Origin of the sequence: Capnocytophaga sp. oral taxon 324 str. F0483 (assembly GCF_000318315.2) — a bacterium.
Classification (GTDB): Bacteria; Bacteroidota; Bacteroidia; order Flavobacteriales; family Flavobacteriaceae; genus Capnocytophaga; species Capnocytophaga ochracea.
Window position 1 is genome coordinate 68,119 of the sequence record NZ_KB291491.1, and the last position, 19,179, is coordinate 87,297.

The window sequence follows — 19,179 nt, forward strand, 5'->3', positions numbered from 1 at the left end:
GCTTTAACTTACCCCCACTTTTCCTTCGTCATTTGTTCGTTCATTGTTCGTCATTTGTTCGTCTTTTCTTCGTCTTTTCTTCGTCACTCTTTCATTTTTGTGTCGCTACATTCCCCCTCTTTGAGGAAGCCAGCGAAAGCTGGGTATGTGTAAGGGGGAGGTTTTATTTGTCTTTCCTTTATCTGCCTGTCGTGCTACGACTGCCCGTGTGGCTCGCACCTGCCCGTGTGGCTCGCACCGTCTTTCCTATAAGCTTCTCCCAAATTAACCATTAATCATTAATCATTAATCATTAACCATTAAATAAGCCTTTCATCTACACTATTTTATTCTTCCGTCCCCATTTGCTAATTCTCAAATTTGCTAATTTACTAATTATACCCGTTTGTGTCGCTCACACCAATTTTGATATACCAAAAATTTGCCATACCTTTGCACTATTAATTCCAAAAAACAATTTGTATTATGGCAAGAAGTCGAAATGTTATTTTAAACGGACTCTCTGGTATGATTGGTAAAACGTTCGTTTTCCGAAAAGTTAAAGGACAAACAGTAGTCTGTAAAGCCCCTTCTAAGTCCCGCGTACCAGCTTCCGAAGCTCAATTAGGCTGTCGCACTAAGTTCCAAGAAGCCGTGCGTTATGCCCAGCTCGTCCTTAAAGACCCACAGCTCAGGGCTTCCTATGAAGTATTACCTAAGGTCAAAAAAGGCACCTCATCAGTTTACCACGCTGCCATCACAGCGTATCTAAACAATACTGCCATTAAAAACTAATAATGTATTAAACTTTCAAACCGCAGAAAAATGAAGTATTATATTATAGCAGGCGAGGCTTCTGGTGATTTGCACGGTGCTAACCTAATGAAAGCCCTATTAGAAAAAGACCCAAAAGCCGAATTCCGCTTTTGGGGGGGCGACCAAATGCAACAGGTGGCAGGTACACAAGTAAAGCATTACCGAGACCTCGCTTTTATGGGCTTCTGGGAAGTGATTATGAACCTGCGCACTATCTTGCGCAATATCGATTTCTGTAAGAAAGATATCACCCAGTTCAACCCCGATGTACTTATTTTTATAGACTATCCTGGTTTTAATATGCGCATTGCCCAATGGGCTAAACAACAACATATTCCTACTCATTACTACATCTCACCACAAATATGGGCTTGGAAAGAGAACCGCATAAAAGCAATCAAACGCGATGTAGATTTTATGTACGTCATACTCCCGTTTGAAAAAGATTTCTACGAAAGAAAACACCAATACCGCGTGCACTTTGTTGGTCATCCTTTGCTCGATGCTATTGCACAGCGCAAAGAAGTAGATGAGCAGACTTTTAAAAAGGAAAATAACTTAGATGTGCGCCCTATTATAGCCCTATTACCAGGTAGTAGAAAGCAGGAAATAGCCAAGATGCTAAAAATAATGCTCTCTATAGTCGATGATTTTCATCAGTATCAGTTCGTAATAGCAGGAGCCCCCTCAATTGATTATCACTTCTATAAACGTTTTATCAAAGAAGAAAACGTGCATTTTGTAAGCGGTAAAACTTATGATTTGCTCTCAGTGTCTTATGCAGCGCTTGTAACTAGTGGTACGGCAACTTTAGAAACTGCCTTGCTCAACGTCCCCGAAGTGGTGTGCTACAAAGGCAATTGGATTTCCTATCATATAGCCAAACGCATTATCAAGCTCAAGTACATTTCGTTAGTAAACCTCATTATGGATAAGCCTGTGGTTACTGAGCTTATTCAAGGTGACCTTACTAAAAAGAATTTAGAAGCTGAGCTTAACAAGCTCACTACTTATAGGCACCGTTACGAAGTATTTAAAGATTATGTTTTGTTGAGAGAAAGGTTAGGCGGAGAAGGAGCAAGCGAAAAAACAGCCTCATTAATATTACGTCAATGTCAGGAAAATTAAACACAGCTAATAGCGTAATTGTGGTTTGTACATTGCTATTGGGTATAAGCAAACTTGTAGTGTATACTAACAAAGTAACACAAGAGCAGCTTAATCAGTGGCTATGTATGCCTCAATCGTTACCTCTGTTTTTAAAACAACCTTGGACGCTCATTTCTTATGCTTTCTATCACGTAAGCATTCAACACCTGTTTTGGAATATGCTCCTATTATTTTTCACAGGGCATATTTTCTTCAATCTCTTTAACGGAAAACAATTTGTAAAAGCGTATAGCTTTGGGATTATAGGTGGCGGAATCACTTTTCTAACCATAGGTTACTTCTTCCCCTCTTTCACTGATAATACGATGCTCTTAGGAGCTTCAGCTGCTGTTATGGGAGCCTTAGCCTTTGTGGTAACCCTGTTCCCCTCTTATAATGTCTATATTTTTACCTTTAAAATAAAATTGCTGTACGTTATATTGGCTTTTATCCTTTTCGATATACTGAATATATCAGTAAACACAGGAGGTAAGATAGCCCACTTCGGAGGTATTTTAGGAGGGATATTCGCAGGACTTACTTCAAAGTACAGTTTTCGTATTCCTAAAAAAGCAAAAACGCCCCAAGAAGAGTCTCCTAAAAAAGAGAAGGAAGTCGTTTCAGAAGAACAACAAATACGAGCACATCAGGTCAATCAACTGTTAGAGAAAATCAGTGCCAGTGGTTATGCAAGTTTAACCGACCAAGAAAAGAAATTCCTCTTTGAAGTGAGCAAGGAGAAAGAAAGCTAATTTGCTATCAATGAGAGGCTAATTCAAACTGCGAATTACTAATAAATGTTAATATTTAGTAGTGGGTATATTTTTAACATATTCTTAACTCACCGTGTTTAGATAATGTTATATTTTTGCCCCCAAATAGTTGAATGCTTATTGGTGATGAAGATGAATCGGCTAATATTATGGGTGCTTTTTAGCACTTTAATCGCTTGCAAGGGTAAGCGTAATGAGCCTACTATAATAAGTGGCTTTTTCCCTAATGCAAAGGACTCTTTTGTTGTTCTATACAGCAATGATACTCCTATAGATACTGCTTATTTAGATAAGAATAAAACTTTCCTGTTTAACCTAAATATAACCGAAGGAGAGTTGTTTAACTTTGAAACAGATGGTAAGTATCAATATGTGTATGTAGAACCTAAGGACAGTGTGGTAGTGTATGCCAATGCACTCAGTTTTGAAGAAAGTATTTCATTTTCGGGTAAAGGCTCTGCTATTAATAACTTCTTACTCTCACAATCTAAGATGTCAGATGCGCAAGAAGAAGTTTTTAGGAAGTTTCATTCTTTGCCACCTATGCAGTACAAAAACAAAAGTGATTCCTTATATCAAGATAGAAAACGGGAGTATGATGATTTTCTCAAACTAAATCCTCAGCTCACCGAGAAAGCAAAAGATTTAGCCTTAGTAAGCGCTACTTTTCCTATCTATAAGGAAATGGAGATATATCCTTTTGTTTATCAAAATAAGAACAACATTTCAATCGTAGATTTACTGCCCTATAACTTTTACGACTATCGTAAACAAATTAATTATAACGATAGCTTTTTAGAGTATTTCCGACCCTATTATAGGTATATGGTAATGTATGTCAATAATCTGGCTTTTACTCAATACACCTATGATACTCACACTTTGGTAGATGTAAGTAGGGAATTAGGTTTCCATTTGCAAAAGATTAAAATCATCGATAGTCTTTTTACCAATGGAAGTTTGAGAGATAACCTATACCGAAATGCAGCTTATGCTTATATTTTTAATATCCAAGAGCACACCGAGTATAAAGATTACTTCGATAAATTTGCTAAGTATAACAAAGATAACAAGTATAAAGCCGAATTAGATAAGGTATTTAGAAACGTAATAGCACTACAAGCGGGAAGAATTCCTCCCGATTTTGATTTGATTAATGCAAACGGTGAACCTACTAAGTTTTCGGAAATACAACAGCCGGAGGTAACTATTTATTACTTTTGGTCAGTCAATCAGAAAGAGCTTTCTAAACTTATCTTCGGAAGAGTGAGTCAGTTAAAGAAGCTATTCCCCAATGTAAAGTTTGTAGGTATTGATATAGGGCAGGATAAAACTCAATGGCGCAAACAAATCTCAAATACCGATTGGACTGACCAATATCACTCTATCAATTTCATAGATTTGTCGCAAAAGTTTTTAATTAATAATATTAACAAATCAGTAATTATAGATAAAAACGGACGCATCATATCGGCTTTTGAAGATATTTTCAGTCCAAACTTAGAAAAAATATTATTATCAAAAGAATCTTAATTATTTATGTCTGACCAGATTATTACCTTTATTATGTATTGCGTTCCGGCTCTTATTGTAGGAGCGGTAGCCTTTTATTTTTTTAGAATACATATTGAAAATGAAGATAAAAAGCGATTATTTCTTCTTCATAAAGAAAACCAAAAGTACACAATGCCTATCCGCTTACAAGCATACGAGCGAATGACACTTTTCTTAGAGCGAATGTCCCCTCAACAACTATTTCTGCGCATTCCTCCTCATAACTTTTCTAAGAAAGAGTATGAAGCATTGCTCGTAAACTCTATTGATGAAGAATTTGAACATAACTTAGCACAACAAATATACCTCAGTGAAAAACTATGGAATATTATTCGTACTGCTAAAATGGCTACTATCCAAATAATCCGTAAAGTAGCCCTAACCGAAGAAGTAAAAGACTCACAAGCTATGGTAGAAGCTATATTTAAAGAGTTTGTAGAAAAAGCCACTCCTTCGGCTAATGCACTAAGCCATTTAAAAGAAGAAGTACGTCAATTTTTAAAATAGGAATATTTCTATAAGTATAAAAAAAATAAGGGATTGAATTATGTAATTCAGTCCCTTATTTGTTATATGTGTACTTTTCCTATGTTTCAGAGATAGAGGCTAAGAATGCTTTTATAATAGTTGCAGACAGTTTGCCTGCCTCTACTACAAAAGTCTCATATGATACCGCATTCCCTTCGCCTGCCTTATCAGAAATAGCGCGAAGCATTACAAATGGAATGTTTAATAAGTAGCAGGTTTGAGCAATAGCTGCTGCTTCCATTTCTACGGCTTTTGCTTTAGGGAAGGTATTAGCAATTTCTTGTAGTCGGGTGGGCGAGGAAATGAAAGAGTCTCCACTTACTACTTGTCCGTAGTGAAGTGTATGGCTGTATCGTTCGGCTACTTGTTTTAGTTTTTCTGTCCATTGCGTGTTAGCAATAAAGGCAGGAGGCATTTGTGCTTGCTGACCTATTTCATACCCAAAAGCCGTAACGTCTACATCGTGGTGGCGTACTTCATTAGCTAAGATTATATCGTGTACCGAAGTATCGCCTAAGCCTCCGGCAGTACCTGTATTAATAATAAGCGATGGATTGTATCTTTCTATAAGTAAAGTGGTCGCAACCGAAGCGCTTACTTTACCTATACCTGAAAGTAATAATACTACTTCTATCCCATTAAGAGAACCTTCATAAAAAACAAAACGCCCTATTTTAGTTTCTTTGCAAGACTCAATAGAAGCTCTTAAACTATCTATCTCAAGCTCCATTGCACCTATAATTCCTATTTTCATAAATAAAAAATCTTTACTGAATTATTAATTCTTCAAAAGCCTTTGTCTTAAAGGTAAGTTCTTCGTTTCGTTCGTTACTATACACTAAAAGTACAGCCATATTGGGGTGTTTTTCTAAGAAAGCTTTGCTCTTTTCCAATCCCATTACCATAAACATAGTGGCATATCCATCAGCAAACATAGTGGAAGGAGCAACTACTGTAGCACTGAGCACATCGCTTTGGGTAGCGCGTCCGGTAATAGGGTTAATAGAATGTACATATTTGCGCCCATTACTATCTGTCCATACTTTGCGATAGTTACCAGAGGTTGCCAATCCTTGATTGGTAAATTGTATAGTAGCTACCAATTCGCGGTCGTCCAAAGGTTTGATAGGGTTTTCTACGCCTATCGTCCACGCTTTGTTCTCTATGATGTTCCTTCCTTTCAGATACATCTCACCTGCTATCTCTACTATATAATTCTCAATACCTTTTGAGCTGAGGAAAGCCGCAACTACATCGGAGGTGTAGCCTTGTGCTATGGCATTAAAGTCAAACAGTATTTCAGGAGACTCTTTTTCAATATGGTTATCAGCTGTGAGATGTACTTTATTAAAGCCTACATATTTCTTCAGTTCTGCTATTTTTTCATCTGTGGGGAGTTTATCCTCAGTTATCTTTTGTTTACCGAACCCCCAAGCATTTACTAATACACCTACCGTAGGGTCAAACAAACCTTCACTTTCTTGCCATATTTGCTGAGAGGCTTCAAAAACCTTCCTGAAATGTTTGTCTACCACTACATTTTTATCTCCTGCATTGATTTTAGAAATGTCAGAATCTGGTTTATAGGTAGACATAGACTTATCTATCACTTGTAATATAGAGTCTATGGCAGGTTTTAAGTCTTCTTTAGTTTTGCTAATGTACTTAATGTGATAAGTACTACCTTGTGCTTCTCCACTTATAAGATGAATTTCATCTTTTACGGAAGATTGGCAAGCTACTAAACCTATTGCGATACTTAAAAATAGATATTTCATTATTTAATTATTAAATTTTTACTTCTTCTTGCACAAAGGAATGATTTCTTCAGCAACAATACGATACTGTTCTATTTCTTCAGCTGTGAAATGGGAAGCGTATTGCAGTTCCTCTACTTCAAAGCCTATACTGCGTAATTTATCAAAATAGTCTAAACCGTAGACCCTTACGTGGTCATACTGACCAAAAATACGGGTGCGTTCTTTCGGGTCAGTAATGGTGTTATCTTCAAACGTAATTGCTCTGTGGTAGTCCTGTGGTACTTGAAAAATACCCCAACCACCCTTTTTCATTACACGATAAAGCTCTTTCATTGCTTGGGTATCATCTTGGATATGCTCCAATACGTGGTTGCAAAATATCACATCAAAACATTCATCTTCAAAAGGCAAAGCACACAAATCGGCTTTTACATCTGCCAAAGGAGAATATAGGTCGGTGGTGAGGTAATTGAGGTTAGGTTGTTTTTTAAAGCGTTTATAGAAGGCTTGTTCAGGAGCGACGTGTAGCACTTTTAGCTCACGTGTAAAGAAATCGGTTTCACGATTAAGATAGAGCCAAAGCAATCGGTGGCGTTCAAGTGATAGGGTAGAGGGCGAGAGTACATTGGGGCGAGCTTTGCCGTAGCCATATGGTAAGAATTTCCTAAAAGTCTTGCCATCAATAGGGTCTTGGTACTTCTTTCCTCGCAAGTAGAAAGCTAAAAACGGACGCACCCAATAGCTCATCTTTATAAGCCAAGGGCGTGGAACTTTGTTTAATATAGTGGTAATAATAGCCATTAGAAGGTGTTTTTAGCGAAATAAGGTGAGCCCTACTCCTTTCATTTCTTCGGAATAAACGGGGTAAACAGCTATTTGTACTGAAGATTTCTCTTTGCGTGTAAGCCATTTGGAAGTATATGGCAAGAGCCAATAGGCTGTTTTGGCACTAAGGATACCTATACCTGCCCCTACAAGCACATCGCCTATCCAATGGCGATTATTGTACAAACGCATTGCACCTACGGTGGTAGCTATAGCATAGCCACTGATACCTACCCATATATTCTCATCTTTGTACTCTTGCCAAAGGATTTCCATACCTGTAAAAGCGGTAGCGGTGTGTCCTGAAGGGAAAGAATTGTAAGCACTTTCATCGGGACGATGTATTCTGACACTATATTTTACTCCGTTTACTAAGGCTGCCGTAATGGCATAAGCAGTAGCTCCTATTATGAGTCGCTCCTTTACACTGTGCTTGGCTTTTATACCTAAATTGCTATAAGCAAAGACGCTGGCAATAGGTAGATACTGTATATAATCATCGAAACGCAACTTCTGTCCGCCGGAATATCTATAAGCGTGTCGTTGTACATAACGATTGATATAAGTAGCATTGGAGATAACTCCTATGGTAATGAGAGAAGCAGGAAGTAATACCTGTTTGAGTTTAGGTTTTTCAGTAGCTACCTGCAAAGTATCGGCTGTGAGTACCGACTCGTGGAGTACTGATAAGCTATCGGTTTGAGCTTTTATAGATTGAATGAGAATAAAACAGAAAGCTACAATTAAAAGTAATATTTTCATTTTTATCAAAAAGGTAAAAAGTAAAAGGTAAGAGTAGGAGGGAAAAATAACTAATTGTTAATTGAGAAATAAATCAGTAATACTGCTCCAATAACAATGCGGTAAATGCCCCATACTTTAAAACCAAATTTGGTGAGGATATGTATAAAGAATTTCACGGCTATCATTGCTACCACAAAAGCTATTACATTACCTATGATAAACAACCAAAAACTCTCATCAGTTTTCATTATTAGCTCGTAGCCTTTCTCTTGGGCAGTACCCCATTTCTTCAAGAAAATAGAATACACGGTTACAGCCAGCATTGTAGGAACGGCTAAGAAGAAAGAGAACTCAGCGGCGGCTTTGCGAGTAAGCCCTTGCGTCATTCCGCCAATAATAGAAGCAGCAGAGCGCGAAGTGCCTGGCATCATTGCTAAACACTGCCAAAAACCAATAGTAACGGCTTTCTTTATTGTGATGTCTTTCTCGTTGTGAATCGTAGGATGTTTGAACCAATTGTCTACAAAAATAAGGATAATACCGCCCACAATTAGGGTAATAGCAATCGCTTTTTGGTTGCCCAAAACTGCTTCAATCTTATCATCGAAAAGCTTACCTAATATAAGAGCAGGGATAACGGCACAGGCTAATTTGAAATAGAAGTTCCAATTAGAAAAGTCGAAGAACTTGCGCCAATACAGTACTACTATCGAGAGGATAGCACCAAACTGTATGGACACTTGGAACATTTTTAAATACTCATCGTCGGGCATTCCCATAAGGGCAGCGGTAAAACCCATATGTGCGGTTGATGAGATAGGAAGGTACTCGGTGAGTCCTTCGATAATAGCAATAATAATAGCTTGCAGTGTACTCATTCTTATTTTTCGTCTTGTTTTTTATCAGTTTTAGGATTTACCAGAATGGCGTAAATTTCAATGGCAAAACCTAAAAGTACCAAAGCAGGAGCTAAGTGAATACGTCGGAAATTGAAAATAGAGGGGTCGAACACAGCGGGATTATCGCTACCACCACCGCTCATTGTTATAAAACCAAGGGCTATTACTATTAAGCCAATAGCCATAATAAGATAGTTTTTCTTTTCAAAAATGAAAGTTGAATGATGTTTCATCAGTGATTAATTATTAATGATTAATGGTTAATAATAAAGGTCGTTGGTATTGAGGTTTAGGAAACGTTGTGTAGCAAAATAGGTACTTAGCCAACTGATGAGTATCCCAATGGTTATAATGCTTATAAAAACAATGCTTAAAGTACCAGTGTCCATTAAGATATTAAACTCAGGATATGACTTTACAATAGCCAAAAGCGATAGATAAAAAAGCACTATGGCTATTAGAGCGCTGAGAATGCCCAAGCGTACATTTGTCCATAAAAACGGACGGCGTATAAAACTGCGCGTAGCCCCTACTAATTGCATTGTTTTGATGATAAAACGTTTGGAATAAATGGAGAGGCGAATAGAGGCATTGATAAGCAAGATAGATACAAAAGTGAATAGGGCACTGAAAATTAATGTAACAATACCTATTCTGTTCACATTTTCGTGAATAAGAGCTACCAAAGATTGGTCGTATACTACTTCGGTAACAAAAGAGTTTTGCTCTAACTCACGTTTGATTTCGCGCATCTTATCGGGCTCGGCATATTCGGCTTTTAGGCTTAAATCGATGGTGTTTTGCAGAGGGTTAGTACCGATGAAGGTAACAAAATCTTCGCCGATATCCTTACTGAACTTTTCGGCAGCAACTTCTTTTGATACAAAACGCACTGACTTTACAAAACTCGCTACCGAAAGAGTTTTCTGTAACTGTTCGATGTCGGCATTTTTAGCGTCGTCCTTTATCAAGACGGTAACGGTTACTTGCTCTTTGAAGTAATTGGCTAATTTATTAGCACTTAATACTAAAAAACTAAAAAAGCCCATAAGAAAGAGCACTAAGGTAATGCTCACTATTACCGAAAAATAGGAGGTAATTAATCTTCGTTTGTTAAATGAATCGATGGAACGTGCCATTCTTATATTTTTTGTTTTAAGATAGAAAATCACGCAAAAGTACAACTTTTTTTTGAATTAGCAACTAATTTAATACCAATAATGCCAATAATGCCAAAAATACCAAATCAGTGACGAGTGACAGTGCGAGCCACACGGGCTGGTGTGAGCCACACGGGCAGTCGTAGCACGACAGGCAGATAGTGTGAGCCACACGGGCGGATAAATAATTAACGAACAAAAGACGAACAAAAGACGAACAAAGAACGAACAAAGAACGAACAAAGAACGAACAAAAGACGGTGCGAGCCGCACGGGCAGATATAGAAAAGACGAACAAAAGATGGTGCGAGTCGCACGAGCAGATAGAGAAATGACGAACAAAAAACGAACAATGAGCGAAGGTAAGAGGGTAGTAATTGGGAATAAAAATAACTCTCGTTTTTGCGAGAAGTGCAAAAACGAGAGTTACAACGAATAATAAAAACTTATTTTTACTGGTTAGCAGTTTCTTTTCGGCGCTTTTTCTCTGCTTTTAGCAAAGTGAGTTCACGTCCTGTTTGCCCTGCTACTGAGGTATTTTCTTCGGCTCGGCGGATAAGGTAAGGCATCACTTCGCGCACGGGACCAAAAGGCAAATACTTGGCTACGTTATAACCTTCCTTAGAGGCATTGAAGCTGATATGGTCGCTCATACCGTAGAGTTGTGCTATCCACACGCGTTTGTCGTTAGGTTGCAAGCCTTTTTTGTGCATCAAATCCATTACCAAGGCAGCACTTTCTTCGTTGTGAGTACCTGCAAAGAGCGCAATCCTATCGATATGGTCAATAATATAGCGCACAACAGCGTTATAATTATCGTCGGTTGCTTGCTTGCTGGGGCAAATGGGAGTGGGATAGCCTAGCTCGGCAGCGCGTTCGTTTTCTTTTTCCATATAGGCACCTCGTACGATTTTTACGCCTATGTAGAAGCCTTTATCTACGGCACGTTCATAAAGTTCTTTTAGGTAAGGCAAACGGTCGTGGCGGTACATTTGCAAGGTATTGTATACGATAGGTTCTTCTTTGTTGTACTTCTGCATCATCTCTTCTACGAGGTCATCGGCAGCAGTTTGCATCCAGCTTTCTTCGGCGTCTACCAAAATAGGAATTTTATACTCGTAGGCGCGCTTGCAGGCTGCGTCGAAACGAGATTTGATGCGCTCCCATTCTTTTTCTTCTTCGGGGGTAAGGGCTTTTTTCTCGGTGAGTTTTTGGAAGATGGCAAAACGCCCAAATCCCGTAGGTTTAAATACCACAATAGGAATACCTTCGTTGCGATGGAGATTACCAAAATCGATGGTTTCCATTGTTTTTTCGAAAGTAGCTTCGATAGAGGATTCGTCTTCTTTACCTTCTACGGAATAGTCGAGTACAGAGCCTACTCCTTTTTGATGCATCTTTTGGATTACGGGAAGGCAGTCTTGTTCGGAGATACCTCCGCAGAACTGCTTAAAGACGGTGCGCTTGATGAGTCCTTCGACGGGCAGGCGCAGTTTTAAGGAGAAGTTGGTAAGGGCAGTGCCCACACGAGTAAGGGTATTACTGCCAATAAGTTTAAAAAGGCGGTAAGCCCAGTTGAGTTCGGATTGGCTTTTGAGGGCAAAAGCGGTTTGGGTATCGGAAAATCTACTCATAATATTTTAATGATTAAAGGTTAGTTGAGGCAAAGTTACTATTTATTTTGAAAGAAACAAACTTTTTCTTAATTATTTTTATCACTGTATTTACCACTAATCATTAACCATTAATCTTAGCCACTAATCATTATCGTTTAAGTCTGCTTTTCTCGTCTTCTGCTCCTGTGTTTCTTATATTGTCATTCACTTTTTTACCTTTGGCAAAATCATAATTGATACCAATATAAAAACTACGGGTGTTATATTTATAATAAGATGTATTATAAACGCCGTTGAAATCGTATTCGCTTTTAGAACGAGAGGTGTTAAATATATCATCTAATGAAGCGTTTAACTGAAAAGAATCAGAAAGAGGAATCATTAGGTTAAAGTTGAGCTGGTGATTGTAATAGTTTTTGATATACAAACTCTTATTGGTTGAGGTATATTGGTAAGTGAGAGAGGCTTCGATATCTTTGGGGAGGTAAAATCGCTGAGAGGTGTAAAACTCGGCATATAAGGAGTTGAAAGCATTCCCTAAATACTTGAAGTTAAAATAACCCCCTGTGAATTTTGCATTGCACTCCCACCAATCGGTGAACTTAGTAAAACGGGATAGGAACAAAAACATATCGTTTTTATAACCTACATTCTCGGGGCGAGTAGTTATTACGCCAGCAATAGCGGTAGGAATGTTAAGTACATTTTTTTCGGAATAGCGGTAAGCCACAGCCATATCTACTTTTTTCCACCTATAACCCGATTGCAACGTATATCCTTCTATGGGACTTAAATCTTTATTACCTGTATAGGCATCGATAGGAGAACTTTTGATATAGGTAGGGTTGAACAGACTGTAATTCACCCTGCTGAACCATCGACGAGCAGAAAAGAAGAAGGTTTCTTTGCCGAGCTTGGTAGTATAGAGGGCATTGAGTGACCATTGTGTGTTGTCGTTATGGAAATTATCTAAGTGATTGCTAAACGTATTGTAATTATATTCAGAACGTAAGCCCACTGAGAACTTTGATTTTTGAGTAAGAGGGAAGGCGTAATTAGCAAAAGTGGCGAAGATGTGTTCTTTGAAGTAGAAATCCTTAGAAAAGTTAGTGTTTTTTAACTTCTGGGTAGGAAAAATATCAAAATAAACAAACTCATCTTGATTGTCTACCAATGAATAACGCAATCCAAGTACTAAGTTCTGCTTTTCTGAAGGGTATTTAGAGGTAAAAAACTTACTCCAAGTAGTTTTGAAGGCGTAAACATCGCTGTAAGAGTATGAATCTTGCTCAGTATTTTCTTCGGTAGTTACTGTGCGGTAATAAATATCTTTTTCAGTAAGAGGACTTTCATACTTTTTCTTAACCAAGTCTAAGGCTATTTTGATATTTGAACCTAAGGAGTCAGTAGTGCGGTCGAAGTTCAGTGAGAAAGAGTGGTCATTAGATATGGCGTCCCATTTTCTGTTCGTAGTAAAATGATGGTTGAGCACATTGTTATTATACACATTAGTTAAAATGTTGTATTCTTTGTCGGCATCAGCATCATAATTATAGATATACAGAAAGCTAAGAGTCGATTTTTTATTGAAATAGTAATCTGCTCCTAGTGTTATTCCGTTTTCTTTCCGCTTTAACTGTAGTTCTGAGGTATTTTGATAAAGAGTATTGTTATTTCTCAAAAGAGATTGTTCCTTATCATCGCTAAAAGAGTGATGTCGGCTGTGGTATAGGTTAGTAAAAAGACGATATTTATCAGTAGAATAAAACAGTGTTGCATCGTCTGTATAACCTAATTTTTGGTCGTAAAAAAAATTGTGACTTAACGAGCCTACCCAGCCGTATTTTGCAATAGTTGTTATTTTTATGACGCCTGCTTTTGAGCTATCGACACTGGCATCAATTTTATCAACTACTTCAATACTTTTTATACTCTTGACGGGTATTTTATCTAAGAAAGACGCTATTTTATCTTTATCGAGGTGTAATTCTTTACCGTCGAGCATAACTAATATATCGTCATTGCCGTAGATTTTCAAACCATTAGTAGTAGAGATGCTGGGAGCATACTCTAAAATATCGGTCACCGCAGAGCGATAGGCGAGCCGTGTGCCTGTTACTTCAATAAGTGAGCCCGTTTCAGTAGGGATGACAGGATTTTTCCGACCAGTAACAGTTACTTCTTTAAGGTTTTCTACTTTCTCGGTAATCACAATATTGCCTAATGCGATATTCTTATCTACCATTAGCTCTTGCTGAAAAGGCTCATAGAAAATAGAAACCACATTTAGCTGGTATTGCCCTGCTGAAAGGTTTTCAAAAGAAAAAGTACCCTTTTCATTTGAAGCGGTAGTATATACAACTTTGCCCTGCGAGAGGAGCTTAACGACACAGTTGCTCACAGGTTGTTCTTTACTGATTAGGTTTCCTGTAATACTATATTGCGAAAAAGTGCACAAAGGGAGGCAGAATAGGCAAAATAAGATGGTTGATTTCATATAGCATTAATTATTAATCATTAACTGTGGATAGCGCGGTTTTCGGTGCTAGCAAGGGCGGCTTCCTTTATTGCTTCGGTAAAGGTAGGGTGAGCGTGGCAGATGCGAGCGATATCTTCGGCACTAGCACGGAACTCCATTGCTGTAACGGCTTCGGCTATCATATCGGCAGCACGAGCTCCAATGATGTGTACGCCGAGCACTTCGTCGGTTTGGGTGTCAGCTAAAATCTTTACAAAGCCGTCGGTATCCATACTGGCACGGGCGCGCCCTAAGGCACGAAAAGCAAATTGCCCTACTTTATAGGCTATGCCGTCAGCTTTTAGTTGCTCTTCACTTTTGCCTACTGAAGCTACTTCAGGCCAGGTGTAAACAACACCAGGGATAAGATTATAATCGATATGTGGTTTTTGTCCAGCGAGTTGTTCTACTACCAATACGCCTTCTTCTTCGGCTTTATGGGCGAGCATAGCTCCGCGTACTACATCACCTATGGCATAGATGTTAGGCACATTGGTTTGCAGGTGGTCGTTTACTATTACCCTACCGCGTTCGTCTTTCTGTACACCTGCTACTTCGAGGTTAAGACCCTCGGTATAAGGGCGACGACCTACGGCTACTAAGCAGTAATCACCTTTAAGGATAAGCTCTTCGCCTTTGGAGGTAGTAGCTTTTACAGTTACCGTTTTGCCCTTGCGAGTTACTTCTTTCACCTGATGACCTGTATAGAAAGCAAAGCCTTGTTTTTTGAGTACTTTGGTGAGTTCGCGCCCTAAGCCTCTATCCATCGTAGGGATAATGCTATCGGTGTATTCTACTACCGACACTTTAGCTCCTAAGCGACTGTATACTTGTCCCAATTCTAAGCCTATTACGCCCCCACCAATCACGATGAGGTGTTCTGGTACTTCTTTTAGCTGGAGGGCTTCAGTAGAAGTAATAATACGTTCTTTATCGACTGTAATAGAAGGTAAGGAAGCAGGTTTAGAGCCGGTAGCAATAATGGTGTGCTTGGCTTCTATGGTCTCTGCCTTGCCTTTATTAGGAGTAATCTTAATTTGTGTGGGTGATACAAAGCTCCCTACCCCGGTAAAAACGTCTACTTTGTTTTTCTCCATTAGGAACTTTACCCCTGCGCAAGTTTGCTCTACCACAGATGCCTTACGAGCAATCATTTTCTCTAAGCTAAACTTTACTTTGCCTGTGATTTCAATACCGTGGGCTTCGAGGTGTTTGGAAGCATCTTCGTAGTGGTGAGAAGAGTCGAGTAAGGCTTTAGAAGGGATACAGCCTACATTAAGGCAAGTGCCTCCTAAGGTATTATATTTTTCAATAAGGGCAGTTTTAAAGCCCAATTGACCTGCGCGAATAGCGGCTACATAACCGCCAGGACCTGAACCGATGATAACAATGTCGTATGTTTTCATATTACTTAGTTTTTTGAAAGGCAAAGTTAGGGTTTATAATTGATATTTGCAAGTAGTTTTTCACTTTTTTCTACCCGCATAGAAAAAGGGACTATCCTTTTTAGGACAGTCCCTTTTATATATTCAGTAATTAGATATTACTTCTTAGATTGTTCTTTAGTATGGTCAGCTTCGTCCTTTACAGTGTCGTAAATGAGAGGAGCTGCCACGAAGACAGAGGAGTAAGTACCGATGAAAACCCCGATAATCATTGCAAACATAAAGCCACGCAAGGTTTCACCACCAAAGATAAAGATAGTAACGAGTACTGCCAAAGTAGTGAATGAGGTGTTCAAGGTACGGCTAAGGGTAGCGTTGAGCGCGTGATTAATTTTCTCTCTTGACCAATGAGGCTCACGCATTACTTCCCTGATACGGTCGTAGATAATCACCGTGTCGTTTAGTGAGTAACCTACTACGGTAAGGATAGCCGCGATAAAAGCTTGGTCGATTTCCATATTGAAAGGCATAATGCTATAAGTGAGCGAGTAGATACCAAGTACCATTAGCACGTCGTGCGCTGATGATATGATAGCACCCATAGAGAATTGCCATCTTCGGAATCTAAATAAGATATATAGACCGATTACAATAAGCGAACCGATAACAGACCAAAATGCACTGCTCTTAATATCTTCAGCGATAGTAGGTCCTACTTTCATAGATTGCATAATACCAATCTTATCAGTAGAAGTAGCTTTAGCAAAACTATCGAATGAAGTACCTTCGGGTAAGAATTTCTGTAAGCCTTTGTACAAGAGCTCTTGTATTTCATTATCTACTTCAGTACTTTCTTCTTGTACTTTGTATTTGGTAGAAATTTTAACTTGGTTAGGAGCACCAAAAGTCTTCACTTCCACATTTCCTAAAGTAAGTTTGAGTGCGTCGGCTACTTGGGTAGGATTAACTTCTTTTTCAAAACGAATTTGGTAAGTTCTACCACCTACGAAATCAATACCTTGGTCGAGACCACGAGTAGAGAGAGAAATGATACCTATTATTGATAGGATAATAGAAAAAGCATATCCTATTTTGCGCTTGCCGATAAAGTTGAGATTTACATTTTTGAACCAGTTCTTAGTAATAGGAGTGGTGAAAGTAAGCGTATGTTTTTTCTCAACGCTATAGTCAATAAACAAGCGAGTGATAAAGATAGCGGTGAACAAAGTAGTTGCAATACCAATAAGCAAGGTAGTTGCAAAACCTTGGATAGGACCACTACCAAAGAACAACAAGATAAGAGCAGTAAGCGCTGTAGTAATGTTAGAGTCTAAGATAGATGATAGGGCGTGTTTGAAACCATCAACCACTGCTTGATTGATGTTTTTACCTTTGCGCAGTTCTTCTTTCGACCGCTCGAATATCAGTACGTTCGAGTCGACTGCCATACCAATGGTAAGCACGATACCCGCAATACCAGGGAGCGTAAGTACAGCTTCTATACTTGCTAACACTCCAAATATAAGGAGTATATTGAATACCAAAGCGAGGTCGGCATAAATACCTGCACGACCGTAGTAGAATATCATCCACGCAAAGATGAAGATAGTAGCGATAAGGAAAGAGTTCATACCGCTATCGATAGCTTCTTGTCCTAAAGAAGGTCCTACGATTTCAGATTGTACGATATCAGCACTTGCAGGTAATTTACCAGCACGGAGCACGTTAGCAAGGTCGACAGCTTCATTTAAAGTAAAATGCCCTGTAATTTCAGAGCGACCTCCTGAAATAGCACCTGTAGTTACTCCTGGTGCTGAATATACGATGTTATCGAGTACGATAGCAATATTAGTGTTTTGAGTAAAAGCTTTACCTGTAAGCGCTTCCCAAATGCGCGCTCCTTTACCGTCCATTTGCATAGATACGGCGGGCTGGTTGCGAACATCGTAGGTTTGTTCGGCTTGGGTTACTACGTTACCTGTAAGAGGAGGAGTGTTATCGCGGTTACCTTTTAGGGCATAAAGTTCGATAAGGGAGGTCTTTTTATCAGGTTTACCCCAAGCGAATTTTACATACTGCAATGAAGCAGGAATCAAATGTTTTGCTTCAGGAGAATTGATATAGCTATTTACTTGAGCAGTATCTTTTAAACTTACTGTAAAAAGTACTGGAGAACCTTCATAAGAATTAGCTTTGATAAGGTCAAACAAAGGATTGCCTTTTCCTTGTTGAGTAGGAACAGAATCCTTCTTTACATCAGTAAGTAGAGAGTCGATAGCACTACTACCTGATTGAGTAGCGGCTGTGAGCGTATCTTTTACTTTATCTGTAGTTTTAGCAGTAGATTTAAGTTGCGCGTTGAGGGCTTGTAAATAAGGGAAAACATCGGTATTCTTATAAGTTTCCCAAAATTCAAGCTGAGCGGTACTTTGCAAGAGTGATTGCACACGAGTGATATCTTTAGCACCTGGAAGTTCTACAAGAATACGACCTGAGTTACCAAGACGCTGGATATTAGGTTGAGAAACACCAAATTTATCGATACGTTTGCGCAATACCTCGAAAGCAGATACGATAGACTCGTCTACGCGTTTTCTGATGATAGGGCGCACCTCACTATCACTCATTTGGAAGTTGATTTGGTCGCTGAGGGTTTTATTAGCGAACACATCGGGGGAGGCTAATTTACCTCCGTTCTTAGCGTAAGCCTCGAAGAACAAATCCAAGTAGGTTTTGTCGGTTTTGCGGAGCTGTTCATCGGCTTCGGCTAATGATTTGTTAAAGATAGGGTCTTTGGAGTTGTCAGCAAGACCTCTCAAGATGTCTTTTACGGAAATTTGCAGAATCACGTTGATACCGCCTTTAAGGTCAAGACCGCGGTTCAATTCTTTAGCTTTTACTTCACCATAAGTGAATTTTGTAAAACCGAGGTTATAGACATCTTGCCCCATTTTATCGTCCAAATACTTAGCTTCTATAGCTTCGCGTTTAGCGATATAGTCAGCTTGAGTATTAGGCACTTTTGCCTCAGCGAATGCTTTGGCTTCATCTTCTACTCTACCTGCCACGTAGGTGAATGAAAGCTGATAAATACATATTAGCCCAAACAATATGGCAAATAGTTTCACAAGTCCTTTGTTTTGCATTTTTTTAATTAAATAATTTACTTATTTTATCTCTTCAAACGGCAAAGATATATATTTTACTGAACATAGAAAAATAAAGTCCTAAAAAATTATATTTTATTTATATTTGAAAGGCTGGCATAAGGGGTATATATTCTTATATATTTATTGATTATCAAATGGATAAATGAGTTTAATACCACAATGCCAAAAATGCTAATAATACTGATTGTTTAATGATTAATGGTTAATTTGGGAGAAGCTTATAGGAAAGACGGAGCGAGCCACACGGGCAGTCGTAGCACGACAGGCAAATAAACAAAAGACGAACAAAAGACGAACAAAAGA

The 19,179-nt window shown here is 38.7% G+C and carries 16 protein-coding genes; 5 read left to right on the forward strand and 11 right to left on the reverse strand.

All coding sequences use genetic code 11. From position 1 onward, the window contains the following. Window positions 1-465 precede the first annotated feature (465 nt). The 5 genes from HMPREF9072_RS01945 (at window position 466) to HMPREF9072_RS01965 (ending at window position 4,778) form a co-directional block, all read left to right on the forward strand. On the forward strand, window positions 466-774 hold the full coding sequence (locus tag HMPREF9072_RS01945; protein ID WP_002672653.1) for a hypothetical protein: 309 nt from the start codon (window positions 466-468) through the stop codon (window positions 772-774). Window positions 775-804: 30 nt separating this feature from the next. Beyond that, the gene (lpxB, locus tag HMPREF9072_RS01950; RefSeq protein WP_009410254.1) at window positions 805-1,923 is read left to right on the forward strand and encodes a lipid-A-disaccharide synthase; all 1,119 of its coding nucleotides are present in this window, start codon (window positions 805-807) and stop codon (window positions 1,921-1,923) included. Beyond that, complete coding sequence (locus HMPREF9072_RS01955) at window positions 1,908-2,696, forward strand: rhomboid family intramembrane serine protease (protein WP_009410255.1); 789 nt, start codon at window positions 1,908-1,910, stop codon at window positions 2,694-2,696. Before lpxB ends, HMPREF9072_RS01955 begins: the two co-directional genes overlap by 16 nt. A gap of 147 nt (window positions 2,697-2,843) precedes the next feature. Next, window positions 2,844-4,250 (forward strand): thioredoxin family protein, encoded by a 1,407-nt coding sequence (locus tag HMPREF9072_RS01960; protein WP_009410256.1) that lies wholly within the window; start codon window positions 2,844-2,846, stop codon window positions 4,248-4,250. A 6-nt stretch (window positions 4,251-4,256) separates the two neighbouring features. Beyond that, window positions 4,257-4,778, forward strand: coding sequence for a hypothetical protein (locus HMPREF9072_RS01965; RefSeq protein WP_009410257.1), 522 nt, complete (start codon window positions 4,257-4,259; stop codon window positions 4,776-4,778). A 79-nt stretch (window positions 4,779-4,857) separates the two neighbouring features. Here HMPREF9072_RS01965 and HMPREF9072_RS01970 read toward each other — a convergent pair whose 3' ends face one another. The 11 genes from HMPREF9072_RS01970 to secDF form a co-directional block, all read right to left on the reverse strand. Continuing rightward, a complete protein-coding gene (locus HMPREF9072_RS01970; RefSeq protein ID WP_009410258.1) occupies window positions 4,858-5,553 on the reverse strand; it encodes a 5'-methylthioadenosine/adenosylhomocysteine nucleosidase in 696 nt (231 codons plus the stop codon). A gap of 13 nt (window positions 5,554-5,566) precedes the next feature. Then, window positions 5,567-6,577: an FAD:protein FMN transferase gene (locus tag HMPREF9072_RS01975; RefSeq protein WP_009410259.1), complete on the reverse strand. Its 1,011-nt coding sequence runs from the start codon at window positions 6,575-6,577 to the stop codon at window positions 5,567-5,569. Between the two features lie 18 nt (window positions 6,578-6,595). Then, on the reverse strand, window positions 6,596-7,360 hold the full coding sequence (locus HMPREF9072_RS01980) for a class I SAM-dependent methyltransferase (protein WP_009410260.1): 765 nt from the start codon (window positions 7,358-7,360) through the stop codon (window positions 6,596-6,598). 12 nt (window positions 7,361-7,372) lie between these two features. Further along, complete coding sequence (locus HMPREF9072_RS01985) at window positions 7,373-8,146, reverse strand: phosphatase PAP2 family protein (RefSeq protein ID WP_009410261.1); 774 nt, start codon at window positions 8,144-8,146, stop codon at window positions 7,373-7,375. A 50-nt stretch (window positions 8,147-8,196) separates the two neighbouring features. After that, a complete protein-coding gene (locus tag HMPREF9072_RS01990; protein ID WP_002672638.1) occupies window positions 8,197-9,006 on the reverse strand; it encodes an undecaprenyl-diphosphate phosphatase in 810 nt (269 codons plus the stop codon). A gap of 2 nt (window positions 9,007-9,008) precedes the next feature. Next, window positions 9,009-9,260, reverse strand: coding sequence for a DUF3098 domain-containing protein (locus tag HMPREF9072_RS01995; RefSeq protein WP_009410262.1), 252 nt, complete (start codon window positions 9,258-9,260; stop codon window positions 9,009-9,011). A gap of 27 nt (window positions 9,261-9,287) precedes the next feature. Beyond that, complete coding sequence (locus tag HMPREF9072_RS02000; protein ID WP_002672636.1) at window positions 9,288-10,166, reverse strand: ABC transporter permease; 879 nt, start codon at window positions 10,164-10,166, stop codon at window positions 9,288-9,290. A gap of 473 nt (window positions 10,167-10,639) precedes the next feature. Beyond that, on the reverse strand, window positions 10,640-11,821 hold the full coding sequence (locus HMPREF9072_RS02005; RefSeq protein WP_009410265.1) for a proline dehydrogenase family protein: 1,182 nt from the start codon (window positions 11,819-11,821) through the stop codon (window positions 10,640-10,642). A 130-nt stretch (window positions 11,822-11,951) separates the two neighbouring features. After that, window positions 11,952-14,300: an outer membrane beta-barrel family protein gene (locus HMPREF9072_RS02010; protein WP_034566042.1), complete on the reverse strand. Its 2,349-nt coding sequence runs from the start codon at window positions 14,298-14,300 to the stop codon at window positions 11,952-11,954. A 20-nt stretch (window positions 14,301-14,320) separates the two neighbouring features. Beyond that, the gene (gene lpdA, locus HMPREF9072_RS02015) at window positions 14,321-15,727 is read right to left on the reverse strand and encodes a dihydrolipoyl dehydrogenase (protein WP_009410267.1); all 1,407 of its coding nucleotides are present in this window, start codon (window positions 15,725-15,727) and stop codon (window positions 14,321-14,323) included. Window positions 15,728-15,864: 137 nt separating this feature from the next. Further along, window positions 15,865-18,852, reverse strand: a complete 2,988-nt coding sequence (gene secDF, locus HMPREF9072_RS02020; protein ID WP_009410268.1) for a protein translocase subunit SecDF — start codon at window positions 18,850-18,852, stop codon at window positions 15,865-15,867. Window positions 18,853-19,179 lie beyond the last annotated feature (327 nt).

What these genes read in the sequence shown, in the direction of transcription:
- HMPREF9072_RS01945 (WP_002672653.1), top strand. Translation starts at nt 466, where the DNA reads ATGGCAAGAAGTCGAAATGTTATTTTAAACGGACTCTCTGGTATGATT.
- lpxB (WP_009410254.1), top strand. Translation starts at nt 805, where the DNA reads ATGAAGTATTATATTATAGCAGGCGAGGCTTCTGGTGATTTGCACGGT.
- HMPREF9072_RS01955 (WP_009410255.1), top strand. Translation starts at nt 1,908, where the DNA reads ATGTCAGGAAAATTAAACACAGCTAATAGCGTAATTGTGGTTTGTACA.
- HMPREF9072_RS01960 (WP_009410256.1), top strand. Translation starts at nt 2,844, where the DNA reads ATGAAGATGAATCGGCTAATATTATGGGTGCTTTTTAGCACTTTAATC.
- HMPREF9072_RS01965 (WP_009410257.1), top strand. Translation starts at nt 4,257, where the DNA reads ATGTCTGACCAGATTATTACCTTTATTATGTATTGCGTTCCGGCTCTT.
- HMPREF9072_RS01970 (WP_009410258.1), bottom strand. Translation starts at nt 5,553, where the DNA reads ATGAAAATAGGAATTATAGGTGCAATGGAGCTTGAGATAGATAGTTTA.
- HMPREF9072_RS01975 (WP_009410259.1), bottom strand. Translation starts at nt 6,577, where the DNA reads ATGAAATATCTATTTTTAAGTATCGCAATAGGTTTAGTAGCTTGCCAA.
- HMPREF9072_RS01980 (WP_009410260.1), bottom strand. Translation starts at nt 7,360, where the DNA reads ATGGCTATTATTACCACTATATTAAACAAAGTTCCACGCCCTTGGCTT.
- HMPREF9072_RS01985 (WP_009410261.1), bottom strand. Translation starts at nt 8,146, where the DNA reads ATGAAAATATTACTTTTAATTGTAGCTTTCTGTTTTATTCTCATTCAA.
- HMPREF9072_RS01990 (WP_002672638.1), bottom strand. Translation starts at nt 9,006, where the DNA reads ATGAGTACACTGCAAGCTATTATTATTGCTATTATCGAAGGACTCACC.
- HMPREF9072_RS01995 (WP_009410262.1), bottom strand. Translation starts at nt 9,260, where the DNA reads ATGAAACATCATTCAACTTTCATTTTTGAAAAGAAAAACTATCTTATT.
- HMPREF9072_RS02000 (WP_002672636.1), bottom strand. Translation starts at nt 10,166, where the DNA reads ATGGCACGTTCCATCGATTCATTTAACAAACGAAGATTAATTACCTCC.
- HMPREF9072_RS02005 (WP_009410265.1), bottom strand. Translation starts at nt 11,821, where the DNA reads ATGAGTAGATTTTCCGATACCCAAACCGCTTTTGCCCTCAAAAGCCAA.
- HMPREF9072_RS02010 (WP_034566042.1), bottom strand. Translation starts at nt 14,300, where the DNA reads ATGAAATCAACCATCTTATTTTGCCTATTCTGCCTCCCTTTGTGCACT.
- lpdA (WP_009410267.1), bottom strand. Translation starts at nt 15,727, where the DNA reads ATGAAAACATACGACATTGTTATCATCGGTTCAGGTCCTGGCGGTTAT.
- secDF (WP_009410268.1), bottom strand. Translation starts at nt 18,852, where the DNA reads ATGCAAAACAAAGGACTTGTGAAACTATTTGCCATATTGTTTGGGCTA.